The sequence below is a fragment of the Porphyromonas asaccharolytica DSM 20707 genome, from assembly GCF_000212375.1.
GTDB classification, from domain to species: domain Bacteria; phylum Bacteroidota; class Bacteroidia; order Bacteroidales; family Porphyromonadaceae; genus Porphyromonas; species Porphyromonas asaccharolytica.
Genome location: NC_015501.1, coordinates 320,282 through 342,676, shown reverse-complemented (window position 1 = coordinate 342,676; position 22,395 = coordinate 320,282). Strand labels below are relative to the sequence as shown.

The 22,395-nt window shown below is 54.1% G+C and carries 16 protein-coding genes; 11 read left to right on the top strand and 5 right to left on the bottom strand.

What is annotated here, in order from left to right; translation table 11 throughout:
* Positions 1 to 248: 248 nt before the first annotated feature.
* A complete protein-coding gene (locus tag PORAS_RS01370; RefSeq protein ID WP_013759899.1) occupies positions 249 to 770 on the bottom strand; it encodes an HU family DNA-binding protein in 522 nt (173 codons plus the stop codon).
* A 599-nt stretch (positions 771 to 1,369) separates the two neighbouring features.
* Between PORAS_RS01370 and PORAS_RS01365 the strand changes: the two genes are divergently transcribed.
* The 10 genes from PORAS_RS01365 (at position 1,370) to smpB (ending at position 13,367) form a co-directional block, all read left to right on the top strand.
* The gene (locus PORAS_RS01365; RefSeq protein WP_155811453.1) at positions 1,370 to 3,157 is read left to right on the top strand and encodes a hypothetical protein; all 1,788 of its coding nucleotides are present in this window, start codon (positions 1,370 to 1,372) and stop codon (positions 3,155 to 3,157) included.
* Between the two features lie 12 nt (positions 3,158 to 3,169).
* Positions 3,170 to 4,642 (top strand): delta-60 repeat domain-containing protein, encoded by a 1,473-nt coding sequence (locus PORAS_RS01360; RefSeq protein WP_013759897.1) that lies wholly within the window; start codon positions 3,170 to 3,172, stop codon positions 4,640 to 4,642.
* A 190-nt stretch (positions 4,643 to 4,832) separates the two neighbouring features.
* Positions 4,833 to 6,884, top strand: coding sequence for an HD family phosphohydrolase (locus tag PORAS_RS01355; protein WP_004331284.1), 2,052 nt, complete (start codon positions 4,833 to 4,835; stop codon positions 6,882 to 6,884).
* Positions 6,881 to 7,417, top strand: a complete 537-nt coding sequence (locus PORAS_RS01350; RefSeq protein ID WP_013759896.1) for a shikimate kinase — start codon at positions 6,881 to 6,883, stop codon at positions 7,415 to 7,417. Before PORAS_RS01355 ends, PORAS_RS01350 begins: the two co-directional genes overlap by 4 nt.
* A 918-nt stretch (positions 7,418 to 8,335) precedes the next feature.
* Positions 8,336 to 9,589: a sigma-54 interaction domain-containing protein gene (locus PORAS_RS01345; protein ID WP_013759895.1), complete on the top strand. Its 1,254-nt coding sequence runs from the start codon at positions 8,336 to 8,338 to the stop codon at positions 9,587 to 9,589.
* Between the two features lie 205 nt (positions 9,590 to 9,794).
* Positions 9,795 to 10,277: an LptE family protein gene (locus PORAS_RS01340; protein WP_044211152.1), complete on the top strand. Its 483-nt coding sequence runs from the start codon at positions 9,795 to 9,797 to the stop codon at positions 10,275 to 10,277.
* An 8-nt stretch (positions 10,278 to 10,285) separates the two neighbouring features.
* The gene (locus PORAS_RS01335; RefSeq protein WP_013759893.1) at positions 10,286 to 10,996 is read left to right on the top strand and encodes a hypothetical protein; all 711 of its coding nucleotides are present in this window, start codon (positions 10,286 to 10,288) and stop codon (positions 10,994 to 10,996) included.
* A 24-nt stretch (positions 10,997 to 11,020) separates the two neighbouring features.
* A complete protein-coding gene (gene secG / locus PORAS_RS01330; RefSeq protein WP_013759892.1) occupies positions 11,021 to 11,416 on the top strand; it encodes a preprotein translocase subunit SecG in 396 nt (131 codons plus the stop codon).
* Between the two features lie 180 nt (positions 11,417 to 11,596).
* Entirely contained in the window at positions 11,597 to 12,871 is a 1,275-nt protein-coding gene (gene serS, locus PORAS_RS01325) for a serine--tRNA ligase (protein ID WP_004331301.1), read from the top strand.
* Positions 12,872 to 12,896: 25 nt separating this feature from the next.
* Positions 12,897 to 13,367, top strand: coding sequence for an SsrA-binding protein SmpB (gene smpB, locus PORAS_RS01320; protein ID WP_004331305.1), 471 nt, complete (start codon positions 12,897 to 12,899; stop codon positions 13,365 to 13,367).
* Between the two features lie 1,001 nt (positions 13,368 to 14,368).
* Here the strand turns inward: smpB and nadA are convergent.
* The 4 genes from nadA to PORAS_RS01300 form a co-directional block, all read right to left on the bottom strand.
* Positions 14,369 to 15,301 (bottom strand): quinolinate synthase NadA, encoded by a 933-nt coding sequence (gene nadA / locus PORAS_RS01315; RefSeq protein WP_013759890.1) that lies wholly within the window; start codon positions 15,299 to 15,301, stop codon positions 14,369 to 14,371.
* 48 nt (positions 15,302 to 15,349) lie between these two features.
* The gene (gene nadC, locus PORAS_RS01310; protein ID WP_013759889.1) at positions 15,350 to 16,207 is read right to left on the bottom strand and encodes a carboxylating nicotinate-nucleotide diphosphorylase; all 858 of its coding nucleotides are present in this window, start codon (positions 16,205 to 16,207) and stop codon (positions 15,350 to 15,352) included.
* A gap of 12 nt (positions 16,208 to 16,219) precedes the next feature.
* Complete coding sequence (gene nadB / locus PORAS_RS01305) at positions 16,220 to 17,839, bottom strand: L-aspartate oxidase (protein WP_004330468.1); 1,620 nt, start codon at positions 17,837 to 17,839, stop codon at positions 16,220 to 16,222.
* Between the two features lie 660 nt (positions 17,840 to 18,499).
* Positions 18,500 to 19,495 (bottom strand): hypothetical protein, encoded by a 996-nt coding sequence (locus PORAS_RS01300; RefSeq protein WP_013759888.1) that lies wholly within the window; start codon positions 19,493 to 19,495, stop codon positions 18,500 to 18,502.
* A 447-nt stretch (positions 19,496 to 19,942) separates the two neighbouring features.
* On the opposite strand from PORAS_RS01300, the gene PORAS_RS01295 reads away from it, so the two are divergent.
* Positions 19,943 to 22,255 (top strand): carboxypeptidase-like regulatory domain-containing protein, encoded by a 2,313-nt coding sequence (locus PORAS_RS01295; protein ID WP_013759887.1) that lies wholly within the window; start codon positions 19,943 to 19,945, stop codon positions 22,253 to 22,255.
* Positions 22,256 to 22,395 lie beyond the last annotated feature (140 nt).

Here is a 22,395-nt window from a genome sequence, read left to right as displayed (position 1 = left end):
CGTTCGGGGCTGTAGCCCCTCCGACCGACGGCTACGATGCGTCGGACCTCTCACGAGGTCCCTTTTTTATAAGCGCAGTCGGAGGGGGGGAGAGGTTAGAGGTTAGAGATTAGAAGTTAGAGGTTAGAGGTTAGATGTTAGAGGGGATCGGAGGTGCTAGTGGTACTAGTGATGCTAGTGGCTCTAGTGTCTCTAACCTCTAACTTCTAACATCTAATTTCTAATCTCTAACCTCTAAATTCTAGGAACTACACTCCGATATGCTCTTCGTCTTGGTTCGATCCGCCGCCGGTCTCTTTGCCTGGGGTCGGTTTGCTCGGATCCGCACCCTCGCCTGAGGGCTTGCTGGGCTTCTTCTCCGTCTCCGTGGCCAGGCTAGAGAGATCTGCCTTGAGGTAGCTCGCATTGCTCATCTTGTGACGTATCTGCGCGCCAGGGACAAATATGACCCTATTGCCATGGATCATCTCACGCTTGAACTCTTCGGGCTTGTCGCAAGACTTGCTGCGTAGCGTCGTTCTAAAGCGGCCTAGATCGCCTAGCTCTACGATACGTCCATTGGCTAGCTCTATGGAGAGCAGCATAGAGACCGTATTCATGACGCTGAGGACGTCACCGACAGAGATTGCCGAGATCTGTGAGACCATCTGAGCGATGTCTGCTTGCGAGGTGACCCCGTCATACTTAGCCTGGGCGTAGTACTTACTCTCCATAGAGCCCGGGGTTACACCTTTTCGATTGATTTGCTGGATAGCATACTTGATTGCCATAGTAGATTGATTTTTATTGAGTTGATAAAATTTGAATTGTCTTCCTGAGAGGCTGTCGTAGCTACGCTAGAGATCTCCTATATATAATAGGTGTCGTGGAGCCTGCCGGCGATAGCTCCGAGAGACGACGATTGGTGTCGTGATCCCTACTACTGATAGGAGCTGTAGAGCCTAAATTTTCTCTACCTGCTGGATCTCTATAACGAGCGTGCGGCTGTATCTCTGAGGAGACGATGCAAAGGTACGACACCGGGCGAGGGGTCCCTGCTGTCAAGATCGCCGAGCGTACCTCTCGGGGGCTAAGAGGATCGCAGACTCTCCGTAAGGTATCGAGCGAGGCGCTAATCACTAGAGCCATTAGACGCCCTAGTACTACTAGAGTCAATCCCTCCTCTCAGGTCCACTCCACCAGTCTCAGGATAAGCTATAGCTTGCTTGTAATGAGGTTTGCCGAGTCTACGGGTCACAAAGAGGTGTGCGTCCTGTGGTGAATTTTTGCTATCTTGGTCTCCCGTTAGGGCGTGTATGACCGCAGAATCGTGACTGATGCACGACATGACTCCCCTATACTTAAGCTATTAACTCAAACTAGATAAGCAGTGAGACGAAGATTACTACTCTGTGCTGTCGTCCTTGGGACGACCTTGATGATGCCTATGAAGGCGCAGCGCCTCACACCTCCTGTACCGTACTATAAGACGGGTTTTGAGGAGATGGAGGCGCAGACATTTGTGGATGATACGGTGGAGATCGAAGGGGTGCGCTGGCGCATCGTCAATGGTCGCATCGTCGATGACCCTAAGGCTAATATACCCTTTGGCAAGAAAGCGCTCGAGCTGACGGCGGGTTACGTAGGTGACGAGCCTGCGATGATCGAAGCGTTAGATCCGATCCGTGGGACGCAGGTCTCTGTCTCTTATATGCAGGGGTGGACGGACGCCTTGGTCTCCAATGCGGGCAAGAGTTGGTTCGCTCAGGAGTCTTTCGACGGGGGGAAGAACTGGATGGAGAAGGAGCTCATCTTTGACGCCACAACGATCTCGACAGATCTGTATGAGCGGATTGATCCTGATGCTGACTCCTTTCGCTTTAGGATCGTCTTTAAAGATCCAGACAAGACTAAGGGTGTGGGGTGGCGTATCATGCTGGACAATATAGCCTTCTACAATACGGGCGAGGGGGCTCCCATGCGCACGCCTTGGAGTGTCTACCCGGCAGACATCCGAAATGGCTTTGAGACGGCACAGAGTACGCTCTCTTACCATATCCTGACCTTCGGTGATGACTGGATCATGGGCGATCCCCAATCAGAGCCAGGCTTCTTCACCTCTTACATCGAGGCGCGTCTCGACGACCAGCCCGCTACGCAGCACTGGCGTCTCAACTCGGTCGACTCGCTGATTACTTATAGCGACTTGCAGCCTGGCGTGCATACCATAGGGCTACGCTTTATGGACATAGCTACGGGGCAGCCTTACCCAGAGCTAGAGGAGCATGTGACCTACTTCACCGTTCGGGAGTCTACGCCACTGCACTCGCTGAAGGAGCTACTACAAGCTCCCGTGGGAGGCTTTTACGAGGTAACCTTTGATAAGAAGACTCTGGTCAATATGGCGGTGCCTATGACGCCCGAGAAGTGGCTCTGGGACGGCGAGAAGGGGATTATGATGTTTGATCCTCGACTACATGACCCGATCTATGGTAATCCGCCCGAGAAGGCGCTCCTCGCTAAGCGTATCGTGGGGCAGCTGGTGGAGCGTGACCACAACCTATACTTTCAGGTAGATGCCCCTAGCACGCTGGAGGTGGTGGATCATCCCTTTACGTTTGACAATCGCACGACCAAGAGCATCCAGGATCTGCTAGACAATGCGGACTACAATATGTATGCCCCTGTCTCGATACAGAATGTGAGGATCAAGCCACGCACGGACTCGAAGGTGCCATTTCGCTTTGGAGCTCTAGATGATATCATCATCACAGACAGCACGGGGGTGTCGATGAAGATGCAAAACTTCTTCCCCTTCCTCTTCCTAGCCAATAAGGAGGTCGACCCCTCTGGAGACTTGACAGTCTTTGGTATGATGGCGAAACATCGTACTACGGGAGAGCCTGTGCTATGGCCACTCTTTGCGCTCAACTATCAGTCGACTGCCAATGAGCCTGTCCTCGCCTCTCCGAGCGACCTGCGCGTAGCTACCGAGGAGGGTGTGACCCGCTTTACAGCAGAGCAGCCGGTCAGCCTATACGTATGGGATATGTCTGGGACGCAGCTCTACGCCTCGACTGTTACCGCTACGGAGCATGTCGTCTCTGTCGAGGGGACTGTCCTAGTGGCTGCGACCTTTGAAGATGGTCGTGTGTGGATTCAGAAGCTGTACCTATAAATAAGTGGTGCTATGAAGAAGCTTCTCTACATATCTCTAGTCCTAGGCTGTTGTCTAGGACTACCCCTCAGCGTTATGGCGCAGGAGCGTCTCCAGAACGGGCAGGTGGATACGAGCTTTCGCCCCATACTAGACTCCAACCCGCAGGCGGTCATCCCCCTAGCGGACGGCAAGATCGTGGTCGCTGGCACCTTCGAGCATGTGGGCGGACGAGATGTGGCGGGTGTCATGCGGCTTAATGCGGACGGCTCGGCTGACGATACCTTCAACGTAGGCGGTACGGGTGTCGATGGCGTGGTGACAAATATTGCTCTGCAGTCTGACGGCAAGATCCTCGTCATCGGTGTTTTCACCACTTACAATGGTACTCCCGTGGGGCAGATCATACGTCTCAACGAGGACGGTTCGCTGGATACGACCTTTAAGAATGACAATACCCTCCAGCTAGATGCTTCTGCCTATGAGGGGAAGTACGAGTGGGATCTGCAGCCAAACAAACTACTGGTCTCGCCTGATGACTCCTTCTATGTCTTGGGCGGCTTCAACAGGGTCAATGAGCGGTTTGCCCCGCTGATAGCGCGCTTTACGGCTGCGGGCATGCATGACGAGAGCTACCTCCCGACGGCTCATGAGATCTACTTCAAGAGTGCGCCCTATGTGGACGCTGCACTGCTACTCCCCTCGGGTGATATTTACTTCGGAGGTATGATCAATGGGTATAACGGCTCTTCGCTCAATAAGAAGATCTTTCACATTGATGCTGATGGTCAGTATGACGAGAGCTTTGCGAGACCTAAGTTTGACTTTGGAGGGCCACGAGCCTTAGCTATGAAGGGAGCTGACACGCTTCTCGTGGCGGGCTCATTCTATGAGTCTTTCGGCCGGAGGACGCCTCTGATGATAGCGCTACATCTCGACGGGACTCCCATAGAGGGGTTTACGGCGTACGACTTTTCCACTCCCGATGCGGAGGATATGATCAATGGCTTGATCGTGACCGATCGCTACATCTTCATAGGTGGTGGAGATATCCAAATGCCTAAGCGGAGCTTTGTGTATGCTCTAGATAAGTCGGGAGCAGCGCTGACGACGGACTTTGACTTTGGCTCGGGTCCTAATCGGATTGTCTCAGGACTGACCTACGATCCTGCGGGGTGGCTCTACGTGAGTGGCTTCTTTACTGAGTTTGGTGGGGCTAGCACGAGGTACTTCGCACGCTGTAAGGTGGGTGGGAGCGACCTGCACGTCGAGACCCCAAGCTGCGCTATGCCAGCCGTGCGTGTAGCTGTCGGCGAGAGGAGCTTCTCGCTGCACAATCTGGAGGGGTCTGCGGAGGTATCGCTCTACAGTAGCGAAGGCGTCCTCTGTGCCTCTTACCCCAGTGTAGCTGAGGGGGAGTCGATCTCGTATGAGCTGCCCGAGGGTCTCTACCTGATGGTTGTCAAGCAGACTAGAGGGCGACAACAGCTCAAGGTGCAGCTGTAGCGACCAGCCCTAATGACACCACCGAGCCTCTGTATTGTGAAGGTAGCAGTTGCTATCCGAGACTGTTGCAAAAGTCAACAGTCTCTATCCACAAGACAGAGGCTCTGTGGCTATACGGCCTAAATGAGTACCTTTGCGGTGAAGATTGTCACGAGGGGTCGTAGCACCCTCCACATTAGCATACAAGACTATGACACAGTTCAAGACGACGCACCTCTATGCGCTGCTGACCTTTATCTTTCTGGCATTGGTTATCACGCTGCTCTCGCCACACGATGAGGAGACATTTCAGTATCAAGTGGTGGAGGGTAGGCCGTGGATGGGTGAGGAGCTCCTGGTGGCGCCTTTTACCTTCCCTATCTACAAGTCAGACGAGATGATACAGCGGGAGCGTGATAGTGTGCGCCAGACGATCCTGCCTTACTATCAGATCGATACGATCACCGGAAGTAAGATGCTACGTAAGTGGGACGATGACTGGAGCGCTAAGTGGAGCCGTGAGGTCACGGACGAAGCTTACTACTTCTACATGCACAACTACCTCAAGGAACTCTATCGTAACGGAATCATAGAGGAGGAGATAGCCTCTAAGCTCAGGCAGGAGGATGTGCTGGAGGTCAAGCTCCTAAGCGCTGATCAGGTGAGCCGTCTGACGCCAGCGACGCTCTTCTCGACACCCATGGAGGCGTATCAGCAAGCTACCGAGAGGGTGCCCCAGGGGATGAGTAAGTCGATCGTCCGAAAGTTTGACCCCAGCAAGTATATCGAGGTCAATGTCTATCCTAACGAGGCTAAGACGCAGCAGGTGATCGATGATGAGCTGCGTAATCTCTCTAAGTCTATGGGGGTGGTCCAAAAGGGGGAGCGCATCATCGGTAAGGGCGAGATCGTGAGTCCTCATCAGTACGACATCTTGCAGTCGCTGCGTCGCGTCACAGAGGAGCAGCGGGATAGTAACCTGCGACAGGTATTGCCGATGAGTGTGGGGACTTTCTTGATTATAGCTTCGCTGCTGGTGGGGTTGTGGTTCTTCCTCTTCTACTACCGGCCGAAGATTGTCAAGGAGTACAAGAACACGCTCTTCCTATCGCTGCTGATCCTCATCTATGCGATCTTGACGATCATCTTCGCGCGCATGGACCTGGGAGCATGGGTCTATGCGATCCCCTTTGTGTCGGTGGCGATACTGGTGCGTACCTTCTTCGAGTCTCGTACGGCGGTCTACGTCTTTCTCACGACGGTGCTGATCTGTGCGCTCTATGTGCCTTTTCCACTGGAGTTTGTCGTGATACAGTTTGTCGCTGGTATGGTGGCGGTCTTTAGCCTTCGATCGCTCTCCTCACGAGCACAGATCATCCGTGCCACCTTCCTCATCTTCGTCATATACAATGTGATGACCTGTAGCTACTCGCTGATGACGGGAGGGGCGCTGGGGAGTAATGACTTGAGCAATCTGCTCTACTTCTCGTTCAACCTGATCTTCAACATGTTTAGCTACCTGCTCATCTACCTCATCGAGAGAAGTTTCGGCTATGTCTCGAACATAACGCTCGTGGAGCTGAGCGACGTCAACCGACCTCTGCCACGGCAGCTCTCGGAGCAGGCTCCTGGCACCTTCCAGCACTCGATGCAGGTGGCACTCCTGGCGAGCGAGGCGGCTACCGCTATCGGTGCAGATGCTCGTCTCGTACGTGCTGGAGCCGTCTACCACGACATAGGCAAAATGCGCAATGCTGCATACTTTACGGAGAATCAGGGCGCGATCAATCCGCACGACCAACTCACCCCCACGGAAAGCGCTGCTGTCATCATCAAGCATGTGACCGACGGACTGGCTATGGCGCAAAAGCACAACCTCCCGCAGGCGATCCAAGACTTCATCCGTATGCACCATGGACGAGGCATGACGAAGTACTTCTACACCCAGTATTGCAACGAGCATCCTGACGAAACGGTCGATGTGGACAAGTTTACCTATCCAGGTCCTAACCCGAATACTAAGGAGACTGGTATCCTGATGCTGGCAGACGCTATCGAGGCAAGTAGCCGCAGCCTCAAGGATCTGAGCAAGGAAACCCTCATAGCACATGTCAATAAGATCATTGATTCGATCGTCGCTGATGGTCTGCTCAACGATACGCCTCTGACCTTTAGGGATATCCAGACGATCAAGGATGTTTTTGCTGAGAAGCTCGCCACGATCTATCACTCACGTATTGCCTACCCCGAGCTCAAGCGATGACACTCTACCTAGTAGGCTATATGAGTGCTGGCAAAAGCACTGTGGGGCGTATGCTGGCGGAGCTCCTCGGCTATGAGTTTGTAGATACTGACATTTACATCGAGAGTCGCTTCCGTCAGCGGGTGTCAGACCTCTTTCGGCTGCATGGCGAGGAGTACTTTCGCCAGAAAGAGCGGATGATCCTAGAGGAGATCGCCGGGCTCCCCGATGCGGTCATCGCCACAGGCGGTGGGCTGCCTGTATACCACGACAATATGGATATACTCCTAGAGAGTGGCACGGTGCTTTACCTGCGTTATAGCAGTGAGGTGCTAGCTCAGCGACTGGAGCTCACCAAGCGCACCCGTCCCTCTGTGGCACACCTCTCGGGCGATGAGCTGCGACAACATATCGAGGAGTCCATGCGTCTGCGTGATCCTATCTACAGCCGCGCGCATCGGATCATCGATATGGAGGCTCTCGCCAAGCAGGGTATCTCCTCAGAGACGAAGATAGCACACTGGATCGCCCAGCAATTAGCCGCTGCCGAGTGAGGCTCCTCGCCGACACTTGCGAAGAGCCTTCTCCCTAAGGGCTGCTTTTTGAGGTGCTGGAAGAAATTTAGACTGACGTATTCTAATCGACGGAGACTATAAAACAAAATATCCACGTGGAGATTTTCGATTCTCCACGTGGATATTTTTTATTCTCCACGCTTTCTAAGTTCATATGCAAGTAAAATGCGAAGTTTTTTCTCGTTTCGGAAGTTCGGTCGACTTCTCTTCGGGTGAACCGCTCGGGGGGGTGGAAGTTTCCACCGTAGGGGCGGACCTGTGTGTCCGCCCGTCCTCACCTGAGCGCAGTCTATTCTGCGGGCGGACACGCAGGTCCGCCCCTACACAAGCTACGTCAGCACGACAATTCCACTCATCAAACGCTGTAACCCCGATCTCCGTAGGAACGCACGGTCGTGCGTCCGTCGTAGCACGGCTAGACGAGTAGCGATCTGGGGGATCTAAGGCTAAACGAATAGTTTCTTACCTATGAAACTGGAGTTTCCTACCTATGAAACTGGAGTGCCATACGCATGAAACTGGAGTGCCAACAGGAGTTGGCACTAGAGTTTCACCTAGGTGGCACTGGGGTCTAACGGACTTTTAGCCCTTTGCTGCCGACACGCACCAGAGAAAACGAACGTAGGGACGAAACGATTCCTCCGAAGTTTCATTTGATTCCTCCGAAGTTTTATTTCGTTCCTCCGTAGGCATTTTTTATTATCCACGTGGAGATTTGAGAATTTCCACGTGGGGATTTTTCCTTTCTAAAGGGAAATCCTATCGGGCCTAAGAGATCCTGACGATCATAGGTCAGTGCGGTCCCCCTCCCGAGTACCTCAAAATAGGAATAAGCTTTTGAGCCGGGAAGTTCTCAAGGCAGGGTGAGATGTCGCTCATTTTAGTACCTTTGTACCTATGAATGTGGATCTACAGCAGGTGATGCAACGCTTTGGTATCGTGGGACGCAATCCGAGCTTCCTACGAGCTATCGAGACGGCCGTACAGGTCGCCCCGACAGATCTATCTGTGCTGGTGACTGGCGAGAGCGGTGTCGGCAAGGAGTTCTTCCCCAAGATCATACACGCCTACAGTCTCCGCAAGCATCAAGGCTATGTGGCGGTCAATTGTGGAGCTATCCCTGAGGGTACGATCGACTCTGAGCTCTTCGGGCACCGCAAGGGTTCCTTCACGGGTGCTATCTCTGACCGCAAGGGTTACTTTGAGGAGGCGGACGGTGGCACGATCTTCCTCGATGAGGTGGGGGAGCTACCGCTGGCTACGCAGGCTCGTCTGCTCCGTGTCTTGGAGTCGGGAGAGTTTATCCCTGTAGGTGCCAGCAAGCCTCTCAAGACCGATGTGCGGGTGGTCGCTGCGACCAATGTCAATATACAGGAGGCGATAGCTCGTGGCCGCTTTCGCGAAGACCTCTACTATCGTCTCAGCACGGTGCCGATCGTGGTGCCTCCGCTACGTAAGCGGCAGGAGGATATAGTCCTGCTCTTCAAGCTCTTTGCTTCGCTTAGCGCGGAGAAGAACCAGATCCCGATGCTCGAGATCACGCCCGAAGCTGAGGAGCTATTGCGACGCTACCCGTGGCCAGGCAACATACGCGAGCTGCGCAACGTGACAGACCGCATCAGCATCTTAGAGTATGACCGTCATCTGACGGCTGAAGACCTTCGCGGCTATCTGCCTGAGAGGAGCCCTGAGCTGAGCACCTCGCTGGTCCCCGTGGGACATCAGTCGGATGAGCGTAGCTTTGCCAATGAGCGGGAGATACTTTACCAGGTGCTTTTTGATATGAAGCGAGACATTACCTCGCTCAAGCAGACCATCGCCACCATGCGTCAGGAGCCTCACTATGAGCCGATCCATACGACGCTTGTGCCTACCGATATGGAGCCTATGCACACAGAGGCCGAGGAGGTGACCGAGCCAGATCCAGAGTCTTACCCAGAGTCTCACCCAGAGCCTTACAAGCAGCTTGCAGAGACCCCTGCAGAGCAGCCGCTCCTACCTGACAGACCGATGACTATCGATGAGGCTGAGCGCATACTGATCATGCGTGCCTTGGAGCGACATGGGGGCAATAAAACAGAAGCTGCTGAGGAGCTCAACATCTCTCCACGCACACTATATCGTAAACTGCGCAGCTATGGCGAGGAGTAGGTTACTATATATAATGAGACTGTTGCAAAAGTCAACAGTCTCACAATCTTGCTTGCAAGATTGTCTAGACTTTGCAGAAAGGATGAAGCGCAAGGCGCTGAGGGTGAGGTCTGAAGGGAGCATACCTCCGTATGTGACCGAAGCCGAATCCCGAAAGCAACACAGCGATTCGCCTTTATGCAACAGTCTCATAATAGGTGTCGTGATGCTCCTACTGATGGGGACGAGCTGCTCGATCAAGTATAAGTTCAATGGAGCCACCATCGACTACACGCGTATCAAGACGGTGACGATCGAAGACTTTCCCAATCAGGCTCCTCTGGTCTATCCGCCCCTGTCGCAGATGTTTTCGGAGCGCCTGCGGGAGCAGTTCCGACGCAATACGCGTCTCGAGTCCGTCGACGCCAATGGGGATCTGATCCTCGAGGGTGCTATCGTGGGGTATGAGCTCACTCCTATGGCGATGCAGGAGGATGCACTCTCAGCGATGACACGCTTTACGATCACGGTCCGCGTCTCTTACACCAATACGGTGGAGGAGAAAAAGAGCTTCTCGGGGCGCACTTTTACAGCCTCGCAAGAGTTTGACAGCAACAACCTCTTCTCAGACATTCAGGAGGGGCTAGCTAATGAGCTGATCGATGATCTGGTCAAGCAGATCTTTAACGCCACTGTAGAGGACTGGTAGTGAAGACGATGACGCTAGACGAGCTGAATAGGCTGACGGCTCACCCTGAGGAGCTTAATCGCCACACGCTCTCGCCACTGGCAGAGCTCGTGGAGACCTATCCCTATGCGCAGAGCATCGTGATGCTCTACCTACTCAATCTATCGATCCTCGGCGATCTGCGCTACGAAGCGGAGCTGCAGCGCTGGGCTCCTCACCTGCCTAGTCGCGAGAAGCTCTACCTGCTAGCTCGGCTGCACATGCCGCTAGCAGACTTGACACCGGTGCTGGCTCACGACCCGTCAGACTCCTTTGCCCTCGTGGATCAGTACTTGCGCAAGGTGGCTGAGCGTGAGGGACCGCTCTCGAACGATCTAGAGTACGATACGGCAGAGGCTCTCCCTACGGAGGAGCCTACGCCAGACTACTTCTCCCCAGCGGAGTATGATTCAGCCCCGTCGGCTATGTCGCTCTCGGGGCTACTGGGCACCCCCTTGCCCGAGACCTCATCAGCTCCTGACCCCGCACGACAGCCTACGGTAACGCCTGCCGATGATGAGGAGCCGAGCGATATGCTTTTCACCGAAACGCTAGCCTCCATCTACATCAAACAGGGGCATTACGAGCGAGCAAAACGAATTATTGAGGGGCTAAGCTTGAAATTCCCAGAAAAAATTAGTTACTTTGCAGTTCAATTGAACTTCCTCGAGAAGCTAATCGACAATGCTTCTCACTCATAAATACGCATTCATAGACTAGTAGACATGCAAATCTTTCTAACCATCCTGATCCTCATCGCAGCTATCCTGCTGATCCTTATCGTCATCGTCCAGAACTCTAAGGGCGGTGGTCTAGCAGCAGGCTTCGGCGAGAGCAATAAGTACATGGGGGTACGCAAGACGACAGACTTCCTCGAGAAGGCTACATGGACGCTCGCAGGAGCTATGGTCGTGCTCAGCATTGCCAGCTCTTTCTTCGTGAAGCCTCATGTACAAGCTAAGCAGAGCGAGAGCTTCATCGAGCAGTCTCAGCAGAGTGCACCTCTGCTACCTCAGCAACCAGAGGCTACACTGCCACTACCCACAGCTCCCGCAGCTGAGACGCCAGCTCCTGCTCCTGCTCCTGATGCGCAGCCTGAGGCTCCGCAGCCTGCTGAGTAACGCCTGAAGAGGGCTTAGCTAACTAGGTAGCTCGTCAGATATTGATGAGGGGAGGACTCACTCTTGTGTGGGTTCTTCCCTTGGTTGTGCCCATAAATGCAGAAGAAACTGTACCTTTGTAGCATAGCTTGTCGCTAAGCGTGACAAGCTCCTCACACGTAATAACTCAAAGAATAGGTAATGCTTACCATCAAACAAATATTGGATGACCCACAGGGAGTCATCGAGCGGCTCGCCGTCAAGCACTTTCCCGCAGAAGAGCCCATAGCAGCCATCATCGCTCAGGACAAGCTAAGACGCGATGCGCAGCATAAGAAGGACGATAGCCTGGCTCAGCAAAAAGTCCTCTCACGCTCTATCGGTGAGAAGATGAAAGCGGGGGCTCGCGAGGAGGCTGAACAGCTCAAAGCTGAGGTGCAAGCACTCAAAGAGATCTCTAAGGAGGCGGAGGAGACTATGCGACAGGCTGAGGAGACCATGCGACAGCTCCTACTCTCGGTGCCTAATCTGCCACACCCCGATGTGCCACACGGTACCTCCGCAGAGGACAACCTATGCGTAGCTACGGGTGGTAAGATGCCTCACCTAGAGAATACGGCCAAGCTGCCACACTGGGAGCTGGCCAAGCAGTACGACCTCATAGACTTCGAGCTGGGAGTCAAGATAACGGGTGCTGGTTTCCCTGTGTATAAGGGTAGAGGTGCAAGACTACAGCGCGCCTTGATCAACTTCTTCCTCGACAGAGCTACGGCGGCTGGCTTTCAAGAGGTGGAGCCTCCTATTATGGTCAATGAGGCTTCCGGTATCGGTACGGGGCAGCTCCCTGACAAGGAGGGGCAGATGTACCACGCCCAGCTGGACAACCTCTACCTCATACCGACGGCTGAGGTGCCTGTGACGAACATCTTCCGTGATGTCATCCTAGAGGCTGACCAGCTTCCTGTCTGCTGCACCGCCTACACGCCCTGCTTCCGTCGTGAGGCGGGTTCGTATGGCAAGGATGTACGCGGGCTCAACCGCCTGCATCAGTTTGACAAGGTAGAGATCGTCTCCATCGACCGCCCCGACCACTCGTGGCAGCAGCTCGACAAGATGATCGCACACGTCAAGAGCCTCGTCGAGGAGCTAGAGCTTCCTTACCGTATCCTCCGTCTCTGTGGGGGTGACCTGAGCTTTACGAGTGCGATGACTTACGACTTTGAGGTCTTCTCGGCTGCGCAGGAGCGTTGGCTCGAGGTGAGCTCGGTCTCTAACTTCGAGAGCTATCAGGCCAACCGCCTGATGTGTCGCTACCGTGACCCTGAGGAGGGGATCACCCTCTGTCACACGCTCAACGGTAGTGCTCTCGCGCTGCCTCGCATTGTCGCTGCCCTCCTAGAGAACAATCAGACGCCCGAGGGCATTATCATCCCTGAGGCTCTGAGACCCTACACGGGCTTTGACAAGATAGACTAAGCAATCGCCCCCAACCCACACCGCTATGGCTAAGAAAGGCAAGCAATCCGCCCGAGCAATCAACATACGCAACAAGCGCGCTACCTATGACTATGAGCTCCTCGACCAGTACACCGCAGGCATCGTACTGGTCGGTAGTGAGATCAAGTCGATACGTGCGGGCAAAGCGGCTCTCGTGGATAGCTACTGCTACTTCTCGCGTGGTGAGCTGTGGATCAAGAATATGTATATAGCGGAGTACAGCTACGCTTCCTACAACAATCATGTGGAGCGACGGGAGCGCAAGCTGCTACTCAACCGCAAGGAGCTACGCAAGCTCGAGGAGGAGATGAAGAACCCTGGACAGACGATCATCCCCGTGCGGCTCTTTATCAATGAGCGTGGGCTCGCTAAGCTGGTCGTCGCACTGGCCCGAGGTAAGAAGCAGTACGACAAGCGCGCCGCTATACGCGACCGCGAGGACAAGCGACGCCTAGAGCGTGCTATGCGCTTCTGACGAGCAAGTCCCCGAACAGCGATACGTGTAACCCGCTGTAGGGACGCACGGCTCGAGACGTGTAGCGAAATGTAGGGACGCACGGCTCGGACGCAGACCGTCGGTGCGTCCGTTGTATCAAAACGAAACCATATCCGTTGTCGAACAGCAATACGAATAACAATTTGTAGGGGCGGACCTATGTGTCCGTCCGTCTTCGCTGGAACGCAATATGCCTTGTGGGCGGACACGCAGGTCCGCCCCTACACGAACGACATCAACACGACAAGTTCGGCCAGCAGATGTTGTAGCACCAGAAGCATAATAGAGAGACGCACACAGAAGGACCTCGCAGAGGTCCGACGAATCATAGCCGTGGGTCGAAGGGGCAAAGCCCCGAACGACCCACGGACGCTAGACGGCTCCTGATTTATCGACCCCTTGTGGGTCGGACTAGACGAATCTACAGCTCCAGTCCGACCTCCCGCCAGGGGAGGTCGTCCCCCCTTATACGCACCTCTGTCCCCCAGTCGTTCGGAGCTTTGCTCCTTCGACTGGGGGCTAAGATTCGTCCGACCGCAAGCGGTCGCTTTCCTTCGTCACCTCGTCTTATTGTACAACAACGGAACGAGTAACCCTGTTGCATCAAAGCGAGACATGTAACCCTTTGTAGGGACGCCCTCCGACTAGACACTAGCCGAGCGTCCCTACAGATCGAGGTTACAGCGTTTGATGAATGGAATTGTCGTGCTGACGTAGCTTGTGTAGGGGCGGACCTACGTGTCCGCCCGCAGAATAGACTGCGCTCAGGTGAGGACGGGCGGACACACAGGTCCGCCCCTACGGTGGAAGCTTCCACCCCGCCGAGCGGTTCACCCGAAGAGAAGTCGACTGAGTTTCCGAAACGAGAAAAAACTTCGCATTTTACTTGCGTATGAACTTAGAAAGCAGGTCGCTACACGTTATGCGTTATCAGGGCTAGCCAACTTGCGAAGTGCTGGCTATGTCCTAGAGCTGGAGGCTTAGAACTGGAGCATCCGCTCGATAGAGCGCCACGCTCTCTGGCGTAGCTCCTCGTCGACATGCACCTCGTACTGCTCGTAGAGGAGTGCGTCACGGAGTCCCTCGAGGGTGATCATCTTCATATATTCGCAGACCTGATCGGGAAGGATCGGGATCAGCTCCTTGTCGGGATAGCGTCTCGTCATCTCGGCCAGCACCTCAGGCTCTGTGGCGATGATGTACTGCTTCAGGTCAGAGACCCCAGGACGATTGATGATCGTGGTGGTCGAGCCGATGATGCAGCGAGGATTGTCGACGATCGACTGATCGCTAGCAGCGACCGACTCAGGGTGTATCAGAATCTCCGCCTCAGGATACTGATCGAGCATCGTGTGAACCAGCTCAGAGGTGATGTCAGCATGCACGTAGCAGGCGCCCTGCCATAGATCCATCTCTCGTCCCGTCACATTCATGATGTACTGTCCGAGGTTCTTATCAGGACCAAAGAGGATTGGCTTGCCCGTGGGGATGGCGCGTACGATCTTCAACGCATTAGCACTGGTCACGCAGTAGTCGGTGACCGCCTTGACAGCCGCTGTCGTATTGACATAGCTGACCACAATGCCGTCGGGGTGCTTGACGCGCCAAGTGTTGATACCCTCAGCCGTAGCACCCTCAGCAAGGGTACAGCCAGCGTGTGGTACGGGGCAGAGAACTTTCTTATTGGGCGAAATGATCTTAGCGGTCTCACCCATGAAGCTAACTCCGCAGAAGACAATCATATCCGCCTCGGTCTCTCCAGCGATCTGTGAGAGCGCCAGTGAGTCGCCTAGGTGGTCTGCGATGCGCTGTATCTCGGGGCGAGCGTAGTAGTGGGCCAGGATGACCGCGTTTTTCTGCTCCTTGAGCGTGCGGATCTCTTTGTAGAGAGCCTCTATCTGTTGTTGTGTCATGTGTAAGTAGTCAGTTAGTGTGTTAGGTGTAAAAGAAGACAAGCCGCTCTATTGGATCGGCTTGATCTTCATGCTTATGTCGAAAGCACGTACCGAGTGGGTCAGTGCTCCTATGCTAATGTAGTCCACGCCGACAGCAGCCACGGCGGCTAGCCGCTCGACCGTCATATTGCCCGAAGCCTCCACCTTAGCTTGACCATTGATGAGCACGACGGCACGGCGCATCGTCTCTATGTCCATATTGTCCAGCATGATGATGTCGGCACCAGCGTCTAGAGCCTCCTGCACCTCCTCTAGTGTGGTGGTCTCCACCTCGATCAGTATAGAGATCGGCAGATTAGGACGCACCTCCTCCACGGCAGGCAAGATGCCACCCGCCATGGCGATGTGATTGTCCTTGAGCATCACCATATCAGAGAGCGAAGCTCGGTGGTTAGTGCCACCGCCGTCGCGTACCGCCATCTTGTCCGTGAGGCGATGTCCCGGAGCTGTCTTGCGGGTGTCTAGTATCTGTGTCTTGGTACCAGAGACGCACTGCACACATTGGTGGGTATAAGTAGCGATGCCACTCATACGCTGTAGGAAGTTGAGCATGATACGCTCAGCACGCAGCAAGTCGGCATAAGGTGCTTCGATAGTAGCCAGTATATCGCCCTTGCGCACCTCGTCGCCATCCTCATACTCTGATGTAAAGGTGATCTCCTCCTCGGGAGTGCACCGACAGAGGACCATATAAGCTACCTCTAGACCAGAGACGATGCCGTCGTCCTTAGCTATCAGCGTAGCGATGGCTCGGTCGCTCTCGCTCAGTATGTAGCGTGTCGACAAGTCTCCCGTGGGAGCATCCTCACGGTAGGCTAGCTCGATGAGCGTGGCAAACTCCTCGCTGTTGTATATATCAGTCATTTCTCTTGTGTGCTAATTGATCGGTTGATGTGTTATCTCTCCATCGAGCAGCCTCGTACGATAGGCTTCGCTCTCAGGCAATGTCTCTGTGTAGTCGCTCCGGTAGTGACCTCCACGGCTCTCCTCACGCAGCAGTGCCGCGTGCGCCATCATGTGTGCCACCTCTACACGTCTGCGAGTCATGTAGGCGTGTATGCTGTGCTGCGCATCCTCTGCAAGTGTGTCCGATAGATGCTGTAGTGCATGTAGCGCTTCGATCAGTCCCTCCTTAGAGCGTATGATCCCCACCCGGCTCATCAGTATGTCGCCCATCTGTCGACTGATCTTCGTCTGCTCCTCTAGCGCATAGATCTGCTCTTTGTCTAGGCTCCACGACAAGTCTGGCAGATTCGTCGGGACTGCTAGTGATGCGGTATCCGTAGGCGTGATCGGGTGTGCGATCGCATAGTCCGCGATGCGCTTGCCGAAGACGATACACTCGATGAGCGAATTAGAAGCCAAGCGGTTGGCACCCATCACTCCAGTTGAGGAGACCTCTCCGACAGCGTATAGTCCAGGCAGGCGGGTACAGCCGTTGAGATCTACGCCAATGCCCCCCACCGTGTAGTGCGCTGCGGGAGCTACAGGTATCTCGTCCGTAATGTCTAGACCCAGCTGGCGGCAGTGCTCCGAGATGGTCGGGAAGCGTTGTAACAGTCGCTTCGGGTCAATATGTCTCAGTCTCAGTCGTACATGGTCGGTCCCCTCCTCTTGCATCTTGAGGAAGATGCTGCGCGCCACCACATCTCTCGGAGCCAGCTCTGCCAGAGGGTGCAGTGCGGGCATAAAGCGCTCTCCGTGCTTGTCTACGAGGTAAGCACCCTCACCACGTACCGCCTCACTAATGAGAAAAGAGGCGTACCCAGGCAGATAAAGAGCTGTGGGGTGAAACTGTATAAACTCTAAGTCCATCAGTTCGGCACCCACCTCACTGGCTAACCACAAGCCATCGCCTAGAGCTGTGGGAGGATTGGTCGTAGGGTAGTAAAGCGCAGCGGCACCGCCAGTGGCTAGTACGACAGCCGATGCTAGGATCGTGTCGTAGTGGTGAGCGCGCTCGTCATAGGTCACCAGTCCCTGACAGTGTGACCCGTCGGCAGAGCGTAGTACCTGCACGGCACTATGATGGTCGAAGATCGTAATGTGCTGCGCCTTCCTGACCTGCTCGATCATAAAGGTGGTCACGAGTCGTCCCGTAGCATCTCCCCCAGCGTGGAGGATACGACGATGGTGATGTCCCCCCTCGAGACCGAGGGCTAGATGTCCATCTTCGCTGTCGAAGGTCATACCCATCTGGATCAACTCATTGATCCGTTCAGGTGCTTCGTCGGTCAGTATCTTGACCGCCTCGGGGATACAGAGTCCACGCCCCGCTACGATTGTGTCCTCGTAGTGATCTGTCGGCGAGTCTTCTTGGTCGGTGACGGCAGCCATACCCCCCTGCGCGTAGTAGGAGTTGCTCTCCTCGATGGTGCGTCGAGCGATGAGAGCTACCGATCCATGCTGCGCTAGAAAGTAAGCGCAGTAAAGCCCTGCTAGGCCACCACCTATGATGATGTAATCATATCGCTGAGGAGATTGCTGCAGTTTCATATACTATTGCCCGTTAACTAAGTCGTACCATGCCGAGTTCCGTAATTATAGCTCGCAGAGTACTGTTGCGCAGGCAAATGTAGTGAAATAATTCTTACGAACGAGTGACAACGGCCTTGGAAGCGCATATTCCGCAACTTAACAGCTTCGTTTTGCAAAGCGTGGTAGGCAATTGATGTTTAGTGTCGTTGAATCTGATAGTCGCGCAGAGCGTTTGTGTGGCGCACGATGCGAGTAGCGATGATACGTGTAACCCTTCGTAGGGGCGGACACACAGGTCCGCCCCTACGGTGGAAGCTTCCACCCCGCCGAGCGGTTCACCCGAAGAGAAGTCGACCGAGCTTCCGAAACGAGAAAAAACTTCGCTTTTTGCTTGCATTTGAACTTAGAAAGCAGATCGAGGTTACAGCGTTTGATGAATGGAATTGTCGTGCTGACGTGGTTTGTGTAGGGGCGGACCTACGTGTCCGCCCGCAGAATAGACTGCGCTCAGGTGAGGACGGGCGGACACACAGGTCCGCCCCTACGGTGGAAGCTTCCACCCCGCCGAGCGGTTCACCCGAAGAGAAGTCGACCGAGCTTCCGAAACGAGAAAAAACTTTGCATTTTACTTGCATATGAACTTAGAAAGCAGCGGGTTATACGTCAAGTTGTTACTCGTTATGCCACTTTTTGGGCTGATCGCTTATGATGCCAAGCAAGATAGCCTCCGATCAGAATGAAGGTGACGAGGATCGCGATCATCTCGCTGATATGCTCTAGCGGAGCGATCCATATCTCGTTAAAGAGGTTGTTGCGCCCCAAGATCTCGACAGGCGTCCAGAGGACGATGACGCCTGGGATAGCCATACGTATGTTGGCGCCCCACTGCTTGCGGGCGAGTTGCTTGCGAAAGATGAAGAAGAAGCCGATGAAGCAGCCCACCCCCACAGCGATCGTCACAGGATGGCTCTGCCCGAGGAAGCGTGGATCGTAGCAAAACATCAGCAGCAAGTAGCAGGTCCACAGCAGCATCATCGTCTCCATAAAGGTTACCATAGCTGGGTGTCGTGTCATGCCCGAGCGCACCACGAGATCACGCTTCTTGCCGAGGAGTACCCGCTGACACCAGAGCATAAAGTTGCACCCCGTACGTACATTAAATATATAGAGTAGCATGATCGATACCCAGAAGCCAAATGTCGCTGGCATCAGTAGGTACTCCGGTCTCGTCACGACAATATCCTTGATATCGTGCATGTGCTGTACGGGTACACCATCGATAGAGAGGACGGGATTCGCCGCTATCCCCTGCACGTAGGTCGTTGTGGTGGTTACGACCCCATTGACAATCTCTGGGTGGGCTCCAAAGCGCTGAGCGTAGTACATAAAGAGGAACTCGACCCATCCGGTCCATAGAAATAGTCCCCCGATGAGTCCACAGAGTGTCTGAGGGGTATCTCTCTTCGCAAAGACGCCCCACACAGCGATTATCAGTCCCAGTAGTCCCAGTCCGAAAGCACTGTATGGCAGTGCAGCCGGTGCTATGAGTAGCTCCATAAGGATCATAAAGGCGTGTCCTAGAGGCATCAAGCATAGGACGAGAAGGAAGGAAAGCAGCGACTGCCGCCAGGCGAGCTTAGGCTGCAAACTTGCTGATTGCGTAGATCTATCCATAAGGTTGTACGATGGTTTATTGTGAATAACGACGCAAATATACGAAATAGATCTGATATGAAACAAAACTGAACTAAAATGCCGCCTTCTTCGTACGAATTCATCTTTAGTTTCGAGCTCCCTTTAATAGCTACCAAGGAAATCTCAAATTCCTCGGTGGAGATTTGAGATTTTCCACGGAGGAAAGAAAAAATTCTTCGGACTTATCATTTGATTCCTCCGAAGTTTCATTTGATTCCTCCGAGGAAATTTCTCATTCCTCCGTGGAGAATTTTTATTTCCTCGGGAGCTATTGGGAAATTCCTCCGTGGAGAGCGGTGTCTCTTGGCAGAAATGACCACAAGCCTTACACTTTAACAGCCTTACCATGTAGCTGCTTTGCAACAAACAGCGCGTTAAGTCGTCTTTACAATAGAGTTAGGTTAATAAACAAATAGATTGCAAGCTATGAGTAGCAAGAACTACCTCCGTTTGTGGGGAGTGATAGCACTCCTCCTCATCACCTCAGGTGCACTGCGTGCACAGGCCATCACAATCCAGGGGCAAGTACTCGCCAGTAGCGACTCGACCGCACTCGTCGGGGCTAGCGTCGGGCTATTTGACGACAAGGGGCAGCTCACTACAGGGGTCTCGACAGAGAGCGAGGGGCAGTTTGTCCTACAGGCAGACCTGCAGGTGGCTAGAGAGCTGCGGATCAGCAGCGTAGGCTACACATCGATCACCATCCAGATAGCGGGCGATGCACAAGGAGTGATCGCTCTCGGCACGCTCTACATGTCTGAGGATAGTCAGTTACTAGACCAGGTGGTCGTGCAGGGAGCGCGAAGCCGTGTAGACAAGATGCTACTCTTCCCCAAGCAAGCAGAGCTGGCGCGTAGTCAGGACTTCCTCAGCTTGCTTCAGACCATGCATCTACGTGGTCTGACCATTGACCTGATGAACAAGCAGGCGACTATCCGTGGCGGGGCGGTGCAGTGGCAGATCGATGGCGTGCCCCGCACGATAGAGGATGTGCAGAGCATCGACCCTGAGCGTATCCTGCGCATTGAGTACTCTGACATGGTCTCAGCGCGCTACACCGATCGGGGCATCGGGGGCATCGTCAATGTGATCCTCAAGGAGCGGCTGCATGGAGGCTCCGTCTGGGCGCAGGTGGAGTCGGCGCTGACGACAGGCTTTGTCAATGGAGCTTTGGGGGCTCGCTACGATCGGGGGCATCACTCCTTTACGCTCGACTACAACAATGGCTTCCGAAACTATCGCAAGCGCTTTGCCTACCTAGAGACGAAGTACATAGCTCCGCACGAGGAGCTGACCCGCACGGAGATGCCTGAGGCTAGCCCCTTTGGCTATATGGTTCAGAATCTTAACCTCTCCTATTTATATAAGCCCAGCGAGCGACAGCAGTTTAGCGCTACGCTACGCAATGAGTTTGTTAATTACCACAACACTTCTCGCTCAGAGATTGCGCAGAGTGGTAGCGATCCTTTTCATAGGGAGTCTAGCGTCAAGGAGCGTAGCTACACACCAGCACTTGACCTGTACTATGCCAATATGCTGAGCAATGGAGGCAAGCTGGAGGTCAATCTCGTAGGCTCTTACAGCGGTGGGCATCGCAACTTCTTGCTACAAGATCAGATGCCCACGCAGCTACGTGAGGTGCAGAACTCTGTCGACGTGAGCCGCACGGCCCTCATCGGGGAGGTGGTCTACAACCATCCTTTCAGCAGTTACTTCACGCTCGCCACAGGCTTGCAGCATACGACCGCCTACTCGCTCAATAAGTATGTCGAGGTGACGGACAATCTACTGGAAAACAACAGCTACCTCTTTGCCAATGCGCAGGGACAACTCGGTAAGGTGCAGTACAGTATCGGTACGGGTGCCAAGCTCTTTGTCGTGCAGGATGCGACTGACCGGAAGAGCTTCGTGCGGAATCAGAGTACGCTCTCGCTCTTCTACAGCCCAGTCAACCATCTGACGCTCGTCCTCAAGTCTACCTATCTGCCGACGCTCCCCTCGCTGAGTATGCTCTCACGGGTGCGACAGCGTGTGGACGACCTGATGGTGACGAGTGGCAATCCGGATCTCAAGGCGGCTCAGTCGCTCTACAACCGCTTCGGTATATATTACCAAACGCAACTCTTCACGAGCAATCTAGACTTCTCTATAGATAATACGTGGTCGCCTATCCTCTGGGATGCCACTTATGATGCGACAAATGGATACTTCCTCATGCGTGCTACGAATGGGCGCTACAATCGCCAGTACAGTATCTCTTGGCAGGGAGGGCTAAACAACTTGTGGACCTTTCTAACGCTGCAAGGCACCGTGCGCTACGATATGTTTCGCACGCATACGGGTGTCGCTGCCTACAAGCTCAACAGCCTCTACTGGGATGCTAGCGTGATGATGAGCTACAAGGGGTGTACGCTCGGCTACTCCTACGTTCATCCGCAGTGGACGCTGTCGGGGCATACGAAGTCGCTGGGCGAAAACTCCTCCCGTCTGATGCTCCTCTACAAGTATCGCGACTGGAGCTTCTATGCGAGCTGCATCTTCCCCTTTACGCCACGTGGCTCCGAGTACCGTAGCGAGTCTCTCTCGCCCGTCATACCTAGCACGAGTCACGTTTACATCCTAGACAACCGCAATATGGTGACCGTCGGGGTCTCTTGGCGACTGAACTTCGGCAAGCAGCTCCAGCTCATCGACCGTACGCTCCAAAACAGAGACTCCAACGAGAGTGTCGTCAAGTGAAGTGAGAGCGGATGCATAATCCTATAAGTAGCTCTATGTAGGTGGAGCTTCCGTGCTGCCTACATAGGGCTACTTATGAAATTTACGAAATCGGAACCTAAGGGGTAGGGTATTGTGAGATCCAAAAAGAATGTGTACCT